General features: G+C 69.3%; 15 protein-coding genes. 4 read left to right on the top strand and 11 right to left on the bottom strand.

Annotated features, from left to right (window positions below; genetic code table 11):
- The first annotated feature begins 59 nt into the window (after window positions 1–59).
- Both SGR02S_RS08715 and SGR02S_RS08720 read left to right on the top strand, forming a co-directional pair.
- Window positions 60–545: a GNAT family N-acetyltransferase gene (locus SGR02S_RS08715; RefSeq protein WP_156483017.1), complete on the top strand. Its 486-nt coding sequence runs from the start codon at window positions 60–62 to the stop codon at window positions 543–545.
- On the top strand, window positions 529–1461 hold the full coding sequence (locus tag SGR02S_RS08720; RefSeq protein WP_067108128.1) for a sulfotransferase domain-containing protein: 933 nt from the start codon (window positions 529–531) through the stop codon (window positions 1459–1461). The genes SGR02S_RS08715 and SGR02S_RS08720 overlap by 17 nt, the downstream gene beginning before the upstream one ends.
- Window positions 1462–1558: 97 nt before the next feature.
- Here the strand turns inward: SGR02S_RS08720 and SGR02S_RS08725 are convergent, their stop codons facing one another.
- The 3 genes from SGR02S_RS08725 to SGR02S_RS08735 all read right to left on the bottom strand — a co-directional run bounded on the left by SGR02S_RS08725 (window position 1559) and on the right by SGR02S_RS08735 (window position 5951).
- Window positions 1559–3802 carry a TonB-dependent receptor gene (locus SGR02S_RS08725; protein ID WP_067108131.1) on the bottom strand — a complete coding sequence of 748 codons (2244 nt, stop codon included), beginning with the start codon at window positions 3800–3802 and terminating at the stop codon, window positions 1559–1561.
- Window positions 3803–3900: 98 nt separating this feature from the next.
- Window positions 3901–5214, bottom strand: coding sequence for a zinc-binding metallopeptidase family protein (locus SGR02S_RS08730; protein ID WP_067108134.1), 1314 nt, complete (start codon window positions 5212–5214; stop codon window positions 3901–3903).
- A complete protein-coding gene (locus SGR02S_RS08735; protein ID WP_067108136.1) occupies window positions 5211–5951 on the bottom strand; it encodes a GntR family transcriptional regulator in 741 nt (246 codons plus the stop codon). The genes SGR02S_RS08730 and SGR02S_RS08735 overlap by 4 nt, the downstream gene beginning before the upstream one ends.
- A 130-nt stretch (window positions 5952–6081) precedes the next feature.
- On the opposite strand from SGR02S_RS08735, the gene SGR02S_RS08740 reads away from it, so the two are divergent.
- A complete protein-coding gene (locus tag SGR02S_RS08740; RefSeq protein WP_067108138.1) occupies window positions 6082–7131 on the top strand; it encodes a serine hydrolase domain-containing protein in 1050 nt (349 codons plus the stop codon).
- 24 nt (window positions 7132–7155) lie between these two features.
- Here the strand turns inward: SGR02S_RS08740 and SGR02S_RS08745 are convergent, their stop codons facing one another.
- From SGR02S_RS08745 to SGR02S_RS20250, 6 genes are all read right to left on the bottom strand, one after another.
- A complete protein-coding gene (locus tag SGR02S_RS08745) occupies window positions 7156–7587 on the bottom strand; it encodes a hypothetical protein (RefSeq protein WP_156483018.1) in 432 nt (143 codons plus the stop codon).
- Window positions 7568–8047 carry a hypothetical protein gene (locus tag SGR02S_RS08750; protein ID WP_067108142.1) on the bottom strand — a complete coding sequence of 160 codons (480 nt, stop codon included), beginning with the start codon at window positions 8045–8047 and terminating at the stop codon, window positions 7568–7570. Before SGR02S_RS08750 ends, SGR02S_RS08745 begins: the two co-directional genes overlap by 20 nt.
- Complete coding sequence (locus SGR02S_RS08755; RefSeq protein WP_067108145.1) at window positions 8044–8475, bottom strand: hypothetical protein; 432 nt, start codon at window positions 8473–8475, stop codon at window positions 8044–8046. Before SGR02S_RS08755 ends, SGR02S_RS08750 begins: the two co-directional genes overlap by 4 nt.
- Window positions 8472–9146, bottom strand: a complete 675-nt coding sequence (locus SGR02S_RS08760) for an SHOCT domain-containing protein (RefSeq protein ID WP_067108146.1) — start codon at window positions 9144–9146, stop codon at window positions 8472–8474. The genes SGR02S_RS08755 and SGR02S_RS08760 overlap by 4 nt, the downstream gene beginning before the upstream one ends.
- Complete coding sequence (locus SGR02S_RS08765; RefSeq protein ID WP_067108147.1) at window positions 9143–10444, bottom strand: lysozyme inhibitor LprI family protein; 1302 nt, start codon at window positions 10442–10444, stop codon at window positions 9143–9145. Before SGR02S_RS08765 ends, SGR02S_RS08760 begins: the two co-directional genes overlap by 4 nt.
- A 100-nt stretch (window positions 10445–10544) precedes the next feature.
- Window positions 10545–11285 (bottom strand): hypothetical protein, encoded by a 741-nt coding sequence (locus SGR02S_RS20250; RefSeq protein ID WP_067108148.1) that lies wholly within the window; start codon window positions 11283–11285, stop codon window positions 10545–10547.
- 429 nt (window positions 11286–11714) lie between these two features.
- On the opposite strand from SGR02S_RS20250, the gene SGR02S_RS20255 reads away from it, so the two are divergent.
- Entirely contained in the window at window positions 11715–12674 is a 960-nt protein-coding gene (locus SGR02S_RS20255; RefSeq protein ID WP_067108149.1) for a helix-turn-helix transcriptional regulator, read from the top strand.
- A gap of 125 nt (window positions 12675–12799) precedes the next feature.
- Here the strand turns inward: SGR02S_RS20255 and SGR02S_RS08780 are convergent, their stop codons facing one another.
- The gene (locus SGR02S_RS08780; protein ID WP_156483020.1) at window positions 12800–13687 is read right to left on the bottom strand and encodes a hypothetical protein; all 888 of its coding nucleotides are present in this window, start codon (window positions 13685–13687) and stop codon (window positions 12800–12802) included.
- Window positions 13684–14649, bottom strand: coding sequence for a TPM domain-containing protein (locus SGR02S_RS08785; RefSeq protein WP_067108151.1), 966 nt, complete (start codon window positions 14647–14649; stop codon window positions 13684–13686). The genes SGR02S_RS08780 and SGR02S_RS08785 overlap by 4 nt, the downstream gene beginning before the upstream one ends.
- Window positions 14650–14653: the final 4 nt, after the last annotated feature.

Raw genomic sequence — 14653 nt, forward strand, 5'->3', positions numbered from 1 at the left:
GCTGTGCCGCCAATCCTTTCCCTTGTCGTGCACGTCGACCGGGACATAAGGTGGCCGATATGGAACCGTTGGAAATAGTCCAGGCATGGCGGCGCGACGATCCCCGTTGCGTCGCCGACGCCAAGAGCTTCTGGCGCGAGATCGGCATGCCCGACGATGTCGCGGAGGAACGCGCCGCCGAACTGTGCGTCGTCGCCTATCTCGGTGGGCGGCTGGCGGGGGTCTCGACGGCGCGGCTGGGTGATTTTCCGCCGCTCAAGGGGCGGTTCGCCCATCTGCGGTGCGCCGTGTCGCCCGCCGCGCGGCGCAAGGATGTCGCGGCGCGGATCATCGGCCACACCCGCACGGTGCTGGAAGCGTGGGCGGCCGACCATGTGCAGGAAAATCTGCTGGGCATGGTCGCGATCCTGCAATCGGGGGAGTTGCGCGAAAAGCAGCGCGAGCCGATCTGGCCGATCTATGGCATCGACCTGACGCTGATCGGCTATACGCCGCGCGGCGAACAGGTGCGCGTCGGCTGGTTCCGTCATGCCCGCCTCGATTGAGCGGGACGAGCGCCGCGACCGCGAGGAGGCGCCCGGGACGGAGGCGGCGCCCAGCGGCATCCTGTGGATCGCCTCCTACCCCAAGTCGGGCAACACCTGGACGCGGGCGTTCCTCAACAACCTGCTGAAGATCCTGCAGGACGACGACGCGGACGCGCCGCAGAGCATCAACCGGATGACCGAATATACGCTGTGGGACATCGCGGCCAAACCCTATGAGCGCCATCTGGGCAAGCCGGTCGCCGAAGCCGACCGCGCCGAGATCGCGCGCATCCGCCCGGCGGTTCAGGCCGAGATCGCCGAGCGCACCGAGGGGCTGGCGATGGTCAAGACCCATCATGCGCTGGTGTCCGACCGCGGCGTGCCCGCGATCAACTTCGCGGTGACGTCGGGCGCTATCTATATCGTGCGCAACCCGCTCGACGTCGCCATATCCTATGCGCATCACCTGGGCAGCGACATCGACTATGCGATCGAAGAGATGGCGCTGCGCAACAAGGAAACCGGCGTTTCCGACAAGAGCGTCTATGAGATCTACGGATCGTGGAGCCAGCATGTCGAAAGCTGGACGCGCGCGCCGCATCGCGCGATCCATGTCATGCGCTACGAGGACATGCTGGCCGATCCGGCCGCGGCGTTCGGGGCGCTCGCCCGCCACCTGCTGCTTTCGCCTTCGCCCGAACAACTCGCCACCGCCATCGAGCGGTCGTCCTTCGCCGCGCTGAAGCAGCAGGAGGATGAGGCGGGGTTCAGCGAAAAGCCCGACAGCGCCGAACGCTTCTTCCGCGAGGGGCGGGCGGATCAGTGGCGGGACAGGCTGACCCCGCGTCAGGTTCGCGCGGTCGTGACCGCCCATCACCAGCAGATGCGCCGCTTCGGCTACCTGACCGACGAATTGCTGCCGTTGCTCGAATAGCCGCCGCCGATCGCGTCCCGGTCTTCTCCGCCCCACCACTGGGGAAACCTTGGGCCGATGCCGCGCCTGCCCGTGCAGGCCGGCATCGGCCCGTTTTTCAGAAGCTGTACCGGGCTTCGAGGCCGACGACGCGCGGCTGGCTGTAGCGGTTGATCGTCGGCGCCTGTGCGACATAATAGACCTTGTCGAAGACGTTGTTGGCGAAGGCGGCGATGCCGAACCCGCCGAATTCGACGCCGAAGCGCAGGTTGACGAGCCGATAGTCGTCGAGGTCGACCGAGGTCGGCGTCAGTTCCTGTTTGCCGCCCCACTGCGCGCTCACCAGAATGTTCCCCGTGATCGTCACGTCGCGCGCGACCGGGTAGCGCAGATTGAGGTTCGCCGACGCCAGCCAGTCGGGCACCTGCGCCAGGTCGAGCCCCGCGTAGCGTCCGCTTTTGACCTCGCCGCCCTGACGCGAACCGCTGAGTGCGAGGCGCCCGCTTCCCGCGCCGATGTCGAATCCCTGGCTGTATTCGGCCTCGATGCCCCAGCTCTTCGCATTGCCGGCATTGGTCAGATAGCTGACCGCGGCCACCGGGCAGGTCGGATTGGTCAGGGCGCAGCCGTCGTCGACCTGCGCGATCAGGTCGCGAAGATCGGTGTAATAGCCCGCGATCGCGAAATAGCCGCGGCGGGCGGGCTGGCCCTTGATCCCGACCTCATAGCTCGTGCTGTTCTCGTTGCCGAACAGCACTTCGACCGGGCTCGGCGCGCGCGGGTCGGACAGGCGGGTGTTGAACCCGCCGGCGCGATAGCTGCTCCCGACCTTGGCATAGGCGAGGATGCGGGGCGCGAGCTTGTAGGACAGCGTCGCATTGTAGGAGAGGTTGTCGGCTTCGATGCTGTCGTCGATGACGCGGGTCGGTCCGCCGGTCGGAAGCCCGGTTCCCAGATCATAGAGCCGGGCGCTGATGCTGCGGCTGTCGCGGGTGTAGCGCAGCTCGCCGGTCAGGTTGAGCCTGTCGGTGAGATCAAGGCCGAGCGAGCCATAGGCGGCATAGCTTTCGAAATGGAGCCGCGCGGGTGCGACGTTGCCGGGCGACGGATTGGCGAGCGTCGGCGTGCGGGTCGTCGTCACCGAGAAGTCGCTGTCGAGCAGCATCGCTTCGACGCCGAACAGCCAGGTCAGGCGGTCGCTGCCGCCGGTGACGTGCAAATCCTGCGACAGCATGTCGGTCGTGTCGACGACATAGGAGGCGCTGCCCGGATCGATCGGCGTCGCCGGCCCGACCTGCCCGGCAGCGCGGGCGCGCGCCAGTTCCGCGGCGCTGACGCCGTCGTTGTCGAGATCATATTCGCTGTGCCGCTTGCGGAAGAAGGTCGTCGCGTTGAGCCGGGCGCCGCCGAGGTCGACGCGCACGATCGCCTGCAGCCCGTCGATGTCCTGGCTGGCGCGCGGCGCGGTGCTCCAGGGATAGCGGAAGCGATCCTGGATATAGCCGCCGGGAAAGCCCGGCGTGCCGGCCGGAATGAAGATCTGATAGTGGATCGCGGGCGTCGTCAGCCGCTGCGTTTCGGCGAGCAGGACGATGTCGACGGGGCCGCGCGCGAGGCGAAGCTGGCCGCGCAGGCCGTGCCCCTTCTGCCGGTCGAAATAGACATCGTTGTCGGGGTTGTAGAAGAAGCCCTTGTCCTGCTGGACCAGGTCGCCGCTGATGCGCACCGCCGCGCCCTCGCCGAGCGGGACGTTGACCGCGCCCTGCATCTGGAAGCTGTTGGTCTCGAAGCCATAGCGGGCGCTCGCCCAGCCGGAGAGGTCGAATCCGGGCTCGGCCGAGATGATGTTGATCGCGCCGCCGACGGCGTTGCGGCCATAGAGCGCCCCCTGCGTGCCGCGCAGCACCTCGACCCGGCCGATGTCGAGCATGTCGAGGCGGCTGAAATTGCGCCCGCCGACGGCGCCGCCGCCGATATAGGACCCGTTGCGATAGAGGCCGACGCTGGGGTCGCCGTTGGTCGCGCGCGCGGTCGAGGAGGCGCGGATCGATATTTCCGAGGTCACCGACGAACTGAGGTTGTTGAAGCGGATGCTCGGCTGATCGGCGAGCAGTTCGCCGCTCGTCTGCGCGCCGCCGCGATCGGTCAGCGCGGCCGCGTCGATCACCGACGCCGCGGTCGGAACGTCCGACAATCGCTCTTCGCGGCGCCGCGCGGTGACGACGATGGCGCCGTCGTCGCCCGCCTCGGACGCCGCGTCGGCCGGGGGCGCTGCGGGCGCGACGTCCTGCGCGAAGGACGGGCCGGCCATCGCGGTCCAGACCGCGGTCGCGCAGAAAAGAAGATGCGTCTTGCGTTTCATGAATCCCTCCCAAAGGCATTGTGCAATTATTATCGATAATTTTGTGCAATCGGCAAGCGCGAGTCAAGCCGGAAACATCGCGATGCGGGCGGCGGCGGTCAGCGGTCGGCGGGAATGGCTGCGGTCAGAAGATCGCGAAAGCCGCGCGCCGTAGCGGCAAGCGGTTCGGCCGCGACGGTCGACAAATCGTCGGTCGCGGCATGGTGGTGGCGATGGGCGCCGAAGATTCCGGCGTGGCGGGGGTAGCCTGCCCGGACGACCTCGGCCAGTTCCCCCGCCGCGCCCTCGCTGGAGGGATAGGCCATTTCGATCCCCGGCTGCCCCTTGAAGATCCGCCGCGCGGGTTCGACCAGATCGGGCGACGTCATCAGGAAGCGATAACTGTCCGCGCTCGGCAGCGGCAGCAGGCGGCCCGGGATTTCCTGCCAGTCGCGCGTCGCGGCGTTGGCGCCCAGATGCAGCCAGAAATCGCTCTCGCCCGGTGGCGGCGCGATCGCCTCGACCAGGTGCGCGGCCCCCAGATTCTCATATTCATGGCCGCTGTTGCAGACGAAGAGCAGATTGTGCCGCGGGAAGGCGCGCGGCGCCCACCGGGCGAGTGCGAGCCAGATCGCGATCCCCGGCCCGCGCTCGCCGGCGCAGTCGGTCCAGCCCGATCGCGGCGTCGACACGATGATCCAGCGCCCCGCCGATACCCGGCGCCGTCCGACGATATTCTCGGCGATCCGGCGGCCGCCGTGCCCGGTCAACCGCAGCGTCGCCTGGCCCCCGTGCCGCGCGGCCTCGATCGCGGGTGCCGCGCGCTTCGGCGCCAGCAGGACGATCGGCCTGTCCGCGAGCGGCTTGTCGGCGGGTGCATTGAGCAGCAGCGCCTCGCCCGTCGGGCCGGTCGTGACGAGGATGACGGCGGCGGCTCCGCGCGCGATCGCGTCGGCGATCGGCGCCCGGGCCGCCGGTTCGAGGAGGCTGGACCAGCGACGGTGCGGCAGCCGGACGAGCGCGATCGCGCCGTCGAGGCGCCCCGCCGTCTCAGCCAGCCGCAACGGCGCGGACAGGCCGTCCGGCGGCGTGGGGACCGCGAGCGGCTGCGCGGTCGACGGAATCGCAAGGTCGCCGATCGTCAGCGTGCAGAGCGATGCCTCGAACCACGGCACCTCGAACGCCTGCCGCTCGACCGCGAAGCCCGCCGCGCCAAGCCGGTTCGCGGTCCAGTCCGCGGTCCAGCGATCGCCCGCGCCGCCCGACTGCTTGTTGCCCGCTTCGGCATAGGTCCGAACGTCCGCGAACAAGGTGTCGGGGTCGAACAGCGCGCCATCGGGCGAAGCCGCCATGGCGGGCGGCGCCTGCCATGCGATCGGCGCCGCGAACCCCGCCTTCAGCAGCGTGCGGCGGTCGGTCCCGTCGTGCTTCACGATCGCGCCCGGCGGCGGCCCGTTTTCGGCTTGCCGCGCCGCGCCTTGTATTCCGCGAGCGCCTCGGCGAAATTCTGCTGCGACGTCGCGATCAGGTCGCGCGCCACCCGATCGGCATCGTCGGGCTCGCGGGCGACGATATGGCGGCAGAGCTGTTCGTAGAGCACCGCCGAGCGCCGGCCGACCTCTCCCTCGCCATGCGCCGCGACGAACTCGTCGGTGTAGACATTGTGCTGCCACCGGGCGAGCAGCGCCAGCCGGTCGAGCAGTTCGAGCGCCAGCGGCGCGTTGGAGCGCTTGGCGATGAAGCGGCCGATCCGGTTCGACACCCGCAGATGCTCGGCCGAGTTCGTCGTCCGCTCGGTCACATCCTTATATTCGACGAGCCGGTGCATGAGTTCGCGCCCGTCGCGGTCGCTCATCGCCGTGCAGGCGAGGCGGCAGACGACGCCGAACAGCGCCTTCCACAACTCGTAGATCTCGTCCGCGCCATGATCGTCGACGTCGATCGCGAACGCGCCGCGCCAGGGCACGACCTTGATCAGGCCGATGCTCGCGACATGGCGGAACGCCTCGCGGACGGGGGCATGGCTGACTCCGAAGCGGGCCGCGATCTCGCGCTCGCGGAGCCATGAGCCCGGCGGAATGCGCCACGCGACGATGTCGTCGATCAGCAGCCGCGCGATGACGCGGTCCTGCGTCGGTGCATTGTCCTCGTCGCTCGTCGTGACGGCCATGATCCCTGATCGTTTCTGTTGAACGCCCCATCCTAGCTTGCGCGCCCGACAGGACAATCTTCGATTGCAGTCGCACTTATTATCGATAATAAACGCGAACACAACCCAGCGCATGTGGAAAGGGCAGGCCATGATCGGGCGTCTTCTTCTTCTGACCGTCGCCGCGACGGCGACTCCCGTGGCGGCCGGAAGCGCGCCCGCCGCTCCCGTGCCTGCGGCCGAAGACGCGCGGCCCGGCTGCGCCGCGGCGATCGCCTATTCGGATGCGCACAAGGGGCTCGCCGTCCTCGTCCTGCGGCATGGCGAGGTCGTCTGCGCGTCGCAGGACACCGCCCGGCCCTACGAACTCTGGTCCGGCACCAAGAGCCTCGTCGGCCTGATGGCGGCGGCGGCGGTGCAGGACGGGCTGCTCGCGCTCGACGAACGGGCGTCCGACACGATCGCCGAATGGCGGGACGATCCCGGCAAGGCGGCGATCACGCTGCGCCAGCTGCTCGCCATGACCAGCGGCCAGCCGTCGGCGATCGGCCGCCCGCAGGGCTATGCCGATTCGCTGCGGGTCGCGCTGACCGCGGCGCCCGGCACCCGCTTCCAATATGGCCCGACGCCGTTGCAGATCTTCGGCGAGGTGATGCGGCGCAAGCTGGCGGCCGCGGGGCGCGACGCCGATCCGCGGCGCTATGTCGAGCGGCGGCTGCTGGCGCCGCTCGGCGTAACGGTCGGCGAGTGGAGAAACGGGCCCGACGGGCATCCGCTGATGCCGCAGGGCCTCGTCCTTGCCGCCGCCGAGTGGGCGAAAATCGGCGAGTTCGTTCGCATGGGCGGCAAGGTCGACGGCAAGCTGCTTGTCGACGCGGCGACCTTTGCCGAGCTGTTCGAGGGGAGCGAGGCCAATCCGGCCTATGGCCTCACCTGGTGGCTCCCGCGCGCGACGCCGTCCGACGACCCGGTCACCCGCTCGACCGACATCACCGATCCCGCCGCGGGGCTTCCCGCCGACCTCGTCGTTGCCGCGGGCGCCGGCGACCAGCGGCTGTACGTCATCCCCTCGCTGGGATTGACCATCGTCCGCCAGGCCCGCCTCGACGTCGCCGCGTTGCTCGCCGGCCGCAAGAGCGACTGGTCCGACCGGCGGTTCCTTGCGGCCCTGCTCGCGCCCCGAAGCGCGGCGGTCGATTGAACCGGGCGAGGGTGCGCGCGCGCCTCAATCGTTCGGTCCGACCTCGGTGAACCGGAATCCGTCCTGCGTCTTGTGGAAATAATATCCCAGATCGCCGCAGAAGATCACGAAGGTCTCGCCGCCATCGGGCTCGCGATCGTGGATGGCGTTCCGGCGCGCAAGGCATCGGCGCGCCTTTGCGGCCAGGAAGCGCGGATAGCTTTCGGCGCGAAACGCGGCGGCGTCGCTGCTGCCGCCCTCATCGAGATAGGGCATGAACGGGAACTGCGTCATTCCCGCGACCGCGGTCGCATCATCGGCCGCGAGCGCGGCGCGGAATCGGGTCAGGAAGGCGTCGAATTCCTGCTGCACGGCCGCAGATGCAACAGGCTCCTCCTCCGCCGACGCCGGAACGGACGAGGCGAGCAGGATGCCGGCCAGAACGCCGGGGAGCGGATTAATTTTCAACGACATCATGGTCTCGCCTTTCAGGATCGGCACCGGATATGCGGCGGCGCCGGCGCAGCATCGACCGCAACGCCGAAAACAGCAGTCCGGCGGCGGTATAGATCAATGTCGCCACGGCGATCGCGGGGATGGTGACGTCGCGCGGCTCGCCATCCGCTCCCGCGCACAGCAGGTTGCGCGTGACGCCCTGCTGCCCCGGCCTATAGCTATAGTCGCGCGATAGCGTGTCGAGGCCGCCCGGGCAGACGATGGGTTCGGCGACCGTCGACACGATCGGCGGATAGACGGCGCCGCCCGCGACCGCGAACATCATGGCGAGGAAGCCCCAGCCCGCCGCGGCGGGAAGGATGTCCAGCGGCCGGAACAGGCGCGAGCGATGCGTCTTGCGAAAATCCTCCAGCCCGGCGAGCAGGAAGATCAGGCCGAAGATCGCGGCGACGATCCCCGGTCCGATCAGCGCGCGCATCATTCCCGCTCTCCTTGCATTCCATCCGGCAACAGCGGGACGGACGGCGCTTCGCAGGTGCAGGCGGCCTGTTTCGCGATCGGGGCTTCGATGGGACAGGTGCAGAGATACTCGGCCCTGTGCCCGCATCCGGCGGCGCGATACCCCTCATAATACCAATCTAAGCCGGACGAGACCCGGTGACTTTCGGTCCACTGGGCGAGCCGCGCCGGGTCGGCGCGGATTTCGGCGGGCGGGTCGGGAATGGGGGTCGCACGCTGGTGCACCTCACTGCGGCGTGCGCCATCGACTTTCGTCGCCGTCACCCGTTCGATCGGGCAGGTGAAGCGTTCGGCGAAGGTCTCGCGCGCCTCCCGCTCGCGGCTCGCGCAGCCCGCGACGGCGGCCGGGAGCAGGACCGCAAGACACAGGAGGACCCGGCGGCGTATCACAGGCCCCCCAATATCTCGGCGCGCTTGGCTTGATACTCCTCTTCGCTGATCAGGCCGCCGTCGCGCAGCGATTGCAGGTGCCGCAACCGGTCCTCGACGCTGCCCCCGCCCGCGTCGGACGGTGCGGCGGGGCGGCGCACGATATCGGCGTCGGTGCGCAGCCGCTCGGCCATCTTGTCGCGCAGGGCGCTCGCCAAGGCGTTGGCGTCGGCAATCTCGCTGTCGGTCCGGCGCCGTCCGAACAGTGCGAGCAGCAGTCCGAGCAGGATCAGGCCGCCAAAGGCATAAAGGCCGTAATAGATGCTGGCCGCGCCAATCGCACGTAGCGTGATGTCGCGCCGGGTGCCGTCGGGCGCGATGCAATAGATGGTGTGCGATACGCCCTGCTGCCCCGGCTTGTAGGAATAGTTTTGCGAAAGCCGCTCGACCGTTCCGTCGCAGGCATAGGGCGCGGCGCGCTCGACCAGCGGCGGGTGGATCGCGCCGCCCGCGCTCGCCACCATGATCCCGCAAAAAGCCGCCACGCCCAGCAGCACCAGCAGGGCGCACCCCAGCTTCGCCGCCGGACCGGGGCGGCGCCGGAGCGCGAGCTTCGCCGACAGCGAAAATATCACGATGATCGCCGGTCCCAGCAGGAACATACCGATGGTGAATATGGCCGAATCGCTCATATAGCCCCGCCCGTCATCGCGGCGAGGCAGAAGCGTTCGGGCGCGTCGGGGTCGGGCTCATGCTCCTCGCCGCAAGCGTTGCGCGTCGCCCACAGCAGCGTCCCCTGATCGGCGGACACGGCATAGGGCAGGTCGCCGCGCCAGGTGCCCGCGATGCGGCGCTCGGCGCGGGTCGCCATGTCGAAGCGCACGATGCCGACGTCGGCGGGATAGGTCAGGCGCGAGCGCGCGTCGTCGAACAGGAAGGATGCCAGTTCCCACCCGCCCCACGCCACCAGCCAGGGCGCGCCAGGCGGCTTGCGCGTGCGGATATGGAGGTCGACGGTGCCGCGGCCGCGATCCGCCGTCCACACCAGCCAGCCGGCATTGCCGCGCAGCGAGTCCACGGCGTCGAGGTCGTCGGAAAATTCGTCCTCGCGGTACACGAGGCCGCCCGTCACCGATTCCCACAGATTGTCCGCCTCGGCCGGTTTGTCGCGCAGGCGTCGGCCGCCCGCGACCGTCGCGGCGTAATAAGCCTGTGGGCCGTCGAGGCCGTCGCTGCCGTCACCCCACAGCGAGGCAATGGCGAACAGTGTCCCGCCGTGCCAAGCGAAGCCGGTGATCAGGGCCACGGCGTCGGCGGGATGTTTCGCGCGCGTGTCGGGAGGCGGCGTCACGGGCACCAGCTTGCGGTCGGCCACGCGATAGAGCCACAATTGGTCGGGATAGTCGATTTCCTGGCTGGGCAGCAGGATCGCGACATGGCTGCCGTCGGGCGACAGCCGCATCCCCGCTACCCGCACGTTCCCGTCCTCGACCAGCTCGGGCCGCGCACGGGCGAGGGGAGCAAGGTCGATCTCGCCGATCACGCGCGTCGCGATTGGCGCGGCGGCGCGGTCGCCCAGTTCCTGGCGGCGGCCGAGATAAACGACCGTCATGCAGTCATAGGCCTGGTCATGGACCCACGACGCGGCATCGTTCAACTCGGCGAAGCTGCGATCGGCGGCGCAGCGGCGGTCGCGCTCGCCCACCCAGTCGCGCTGCTCCGCCACCAGCGCCGCGCGCGCCGGGCCGGCCAGTTTCGCCAGCACGGCGCGATAGCTGCGCGACAGGGCCAGATCCTGCCAGCGCAGCGCGGCGTTGGCGCAGATGAAGCGATCGACCGCGCGCGTCGCCTTGCCGCAATCGAAGCTGGCCGGAACGGTGGCGGACGGCGCCGGCTGCGCGGTCGAGGGGGCCGCGCCGCCCAGCGCCAGCGCGCAAAGAAACAGGCCGCCGAGGCGGAGGAAAGGCTTGGGGCCGCTTTCCCACGTCATTGCGAGCGGAGCGAAGCAATCTCCAGCTATCGGTGAGGCAGAACGATAGCTGGAGATTGCTTCGTCGCCTTCGGCTCCTCGCAATGACGATGCCTCGCGCTCAGTCATGGACGATGATTCGCGGATCGTCGCACAGATCCTGCTGGGCGATGGGGATGGGGTCGCTGCAGCAATCCTCTTCCTTTTCCTCGAACAGGACGGAGATTTCATAGGTGCAGACGCCCGCGCCGCCGGGGATGGTGAAGGTCCGCGTGCGCCCCGGGGCCAGCCCGTCATAGCCGAAGGCGTCCGAATCGCTTTCGATGCCGTCGGGTGCGCGCAGCGCGAGTTGTTCGAGGCGGCGCCGGCTCCTGTTCGTGACCGCGACCTTCAGGTCGGCGGCGATTGCCGCCCGCGCGGCGGTGCCGCACAGTGCGATCAGCGGCCGCGCCGCCGCCGCGACGCCGTCCAGCGGATAGCGCGCCGACGATCCGGCGACGCTGACCGACATCCGGTCGTCCGACGCCAGGATCGATTCGAACGATGCGTCGAGCGGCACCTGCCCCCGCAGGCGCAGCAGGCCGTCCGCCTCCGGCGGCTGAACCGTGGCGGGAAAGGTCAGCGTCGCGCTGCCGTCGCTCAGGCGGACCGGCACGCTCGTCCCGGCCGCGAGGCGCACCGGCGGGTGGGTGATGTAGGCCGACACCTCCGGAACGCCCTTGTCGCAGATGAAGTTCAGCAACGTCATGCCGCCGTCGGGCACGCCAAAGACGAGCCGCGCCTGCTGGGCGCCATGATCGACGCCATACCAGCGCGGCCGCCCGTCCTGCGCCGCGGCGGGCGTGGCCGCGAGAGCCAGCACGGAGGCGAGCAGGATACACCGATACCGCCGCGTCGGCGATCTGGGAAATCCGGCCTTTGTTCGCCCTTTGCGGGTCATGGCATCTGTCTCCAGCCTGTTCGGATCAGGGGCCTGCCCGTGCCGCACAAGGCACGGACAGGCCCGACGGGAGCGGCCGAACCGGGGTGGAGGGAAGCCGATCGGCAGTGTCCCCCTGTCCGGCCAGCAGATACGCCGACGGGTCGCTGTCGACGCACCCGTTCCCGCATCAGCGTCCGGGCGCCCGCGAGGGGGCGGCGGGCGTCGGATCGGGCAATGGATGTTCGTGCATCGGAGTCTCCCTGTCCCACCGTGATGCCATGGACAGCGAAAGCCTGTCTCGGACCAGAAGGAACGCGAGGTGGACCAGACGGCACTTCGGCGATACGGTGCGCCGGACGGGAGGGGGACATGGACGCGACCGGTTTTTCCCAGATACTGTCCACCGCCTCGGTGCCGGAGCGCGAGCGGCTGCCGATGTGGCGCGAGCTATTCGGACAGGCGATGGTCCGGCTCGACATAGAACCGGCCCGGAACGTGCCGTTTCACGCCGAAGGGACATTGTGCGCGCTGCCGGGAGCCGCCTATGCCTCGGTTTCCGCATCGCCGGTGCAGGTCTCGCGGACGCACCGCCTGATTGCCGCCGATCCGGTCGAGATGCTCTATCTGATCACCGCCGATGCGCCGCTGGAACTGCGCCAGCGCGGGCGCGAGCATGTGCTGGCGGTCGGCGACTCGATCTTCGTGCGCGGCGGAGAGGTCAGTACCATCCAGTGTCGGAAGCGATGCCGTTTCACCAACATCGCGGTGGCGCAGGACGACCTGCGCGCGCTTCTGTCGGGGGCGGACGATCTGGCGATGCGGGTCGTCCCGCGGCAAAGCGATCTGCTGGGGCTGCTCCACGCCTATGTCGACATGCTGCGCCTGCGCGCCGACGCGGCGTCGGGCGTGGCGGCGGCGCTCACGGCCGGGCATATCCGCGATCTCATCGGCGCCGTCGCCGCCACGGCGGCCGAAGATGGCGCGCCGGAGCGGCCCGGCGTCAAGGCCGCGCGGCTGCGGGCGATCAAGGCCGACATCGCGGTGCGCTCGTGCGATCCGCGTCTCGACATCGTGGGCGTGGCCACGCGCGCCGGGATCAGTCCGCGCTATGTCCGCCGCCTGTTCCAGGATGAGGGAAGCAGCTTTTCGGCGCATGTGCTGGGCGAGCGGCTCGACCGCGCCCATCGCCTGCTGCTGCATCCGGGGCAGGCGCCGCGGACGATCGCGGCGGTCGCCTATGCCTGCGGTTTCGGCGACCTGTCCTACTTCAACCGCACCTTCCGCCGCCGCTTCGGCATGACCCCGTCGGATCTGCGCGGCGCGGGTTGAATGCCATCCATTTCCCGTTCGTGTCGAGCGAAGTCGAGACACTTGTCGGCCTTGCGCCACGCTGATGGGTGTCTCGACTTCGCTCGACACGAACGGAACGATAGGCGGATTTACGGCCCGACGCCCTAACGGCAGCCCCGCTGCCAGTCGAAGAACACGCCCTGCCATCCCCACCCCGACTGGTGGACCACCTCGGTCAGCACATGCGCCAGATTGGCGGGGTCTGCCGCGGCTTCGCCGTCGCCCGCGATCTCGACGCGATCGTCGGCGATGCGCGGGGCAATCCGGCGCCGAATCGCTTCGTTCGGCGGGGTCAGCGTCAGGCTGGCGTCGTAGATGATGTCGGCGTCGGGGTGCGTGCCGTCGCGCGGGCGCAGGCTGCTGCTCATCCGCGCCTCGCCCGCGTTCATCGGCTTGTCGCCGCGGACCAGCGACACCTCGCGCGCCCGCACGCAATGACCGGCGGAAACGAAGGTCAGCCGCACTCCGATCGTCCGCTTGCCGCCGCGAAAGTCGCGCGTCACCAGCAATTGTTCGGGCCGGTCCGCCGGGCGCTCGACGCGAAGGTTCAGCCCGGCATTCGCCAGCGATTCGATCCGCCGCTTCAGGCGATGCTCGGGCAGCGGCATGGCGCCGGGCGCGGGCGCCACCCACGCCGTCCAGGCGGCGAGCCACAGCATGAAAACGACCATGATCGCGAAATAGGCGACGCCGAAGGCCACCATGAACCGCCATTGCGCGAACCAGTTATCGGGGCCGCTTTGCGTCACGTAAACAGCGGGGACGAGCGCCCCGAACATGGTGAGCGCCCAGGCCGTGATGCCGATCTGCGAGCGGTCGGTCCCCCACGCGGTCATACCCGCGATCAGCAGCGCGACCGGCAGGAACAGGATGACGATCGCGGTGGGCGTCATCCGGCCGTCGCGCAGCCACAGCCAGCCGAGCGCGCCCGCGCCCGCGAGCAGCAGCAGCAGCGCGGCGACGATCACTGGCGGGCTCGACAACCGGCTCATCGCGCCTCGCCGCCCGTCACCCGGCCGGTGATGGCGACCGCGCCCGCCTCGATTCCGCCGGGAATGTCGCCGCGCCGGAAGCGGGGCAGGATCACGCTGTCCATGATGGCCTGCGCGGCGGCGTCGGGCAGGCGGTCCGACAGGTCGCGCCCGACCATGATCCGCGCCTGCCGTTCGTTTGGCGCGACGAGCAACAGGATGCCGCTGTCCGCCATGCCGCGGCGGTCGGCGATTGTCGCGGCAAAGCGGGCAATGTCGATCCCGCCGAGCGAGGGCGTGGTGACGATGACCAGCGGATGTCCGCTTCGCTCGTCGAAGGCCGTCAACACGGCATCGAGCCGCGCCTTGCTGTCGGCGGACAGGATGTTCGCTTCGTCGGCGATGCGCCCCTGCACGATGCGGAAGGCGACGCCGCCTTCGCCTTGCCGCACGGCATCGGCGGGGCTGCTGGTGCCCAGGTCGATACGGACGATGCGCGGCGGCTTGTCGGGGCCGTCGATCGGCACATACCGGATGCGCGCGGCCATCCCGTTCGCCAGCCGGACCGCCGGTTTCTCCTCGGTGCTGCCGCGATTGGCGAAGCCCGCTTCCAACGCGCCCCAATTGATGCGGAACGCGACGGGGCCGACGGAAAAATATTCGTAATGGCTGTAAGCATGGGCGTCCGAACTCTTGCGCTTCCTGCTCACGCGTTCCAGGCGCCAATCATGGATCGGCCCTTCGACCTGCCGGGCCTCTCCGTTCGCCACCGCCTGCGTGACGCGGCGGTAATCCCAACAGGGCACCGCGCCCGACGCGAGGACTGTGAAGACGCCGATCGCCATAAGCGGATAGCTTGTCCAGCCCGCTTTGCCGAAACCCCATTTCATCATCGCACCGGCGATGACGAAGGCCAGCCCGATCAGCGGGAACTGCAAGCCCACGCTGTCATTCGCGATGTCATAGACGGTCGTATAGGTCATGGCC

The sequence above is a fragment of the Sphingopyxis granuli NBRC 100800 genome (genome assembly GCF_001591045.1).
Lineage (GTDB): Bacteria > Pseudomonadota > Alphaproteobacteria > Sphingomonadales > Sphingomonadaceae > Sphingopyxis > Sphingopyxis granuli.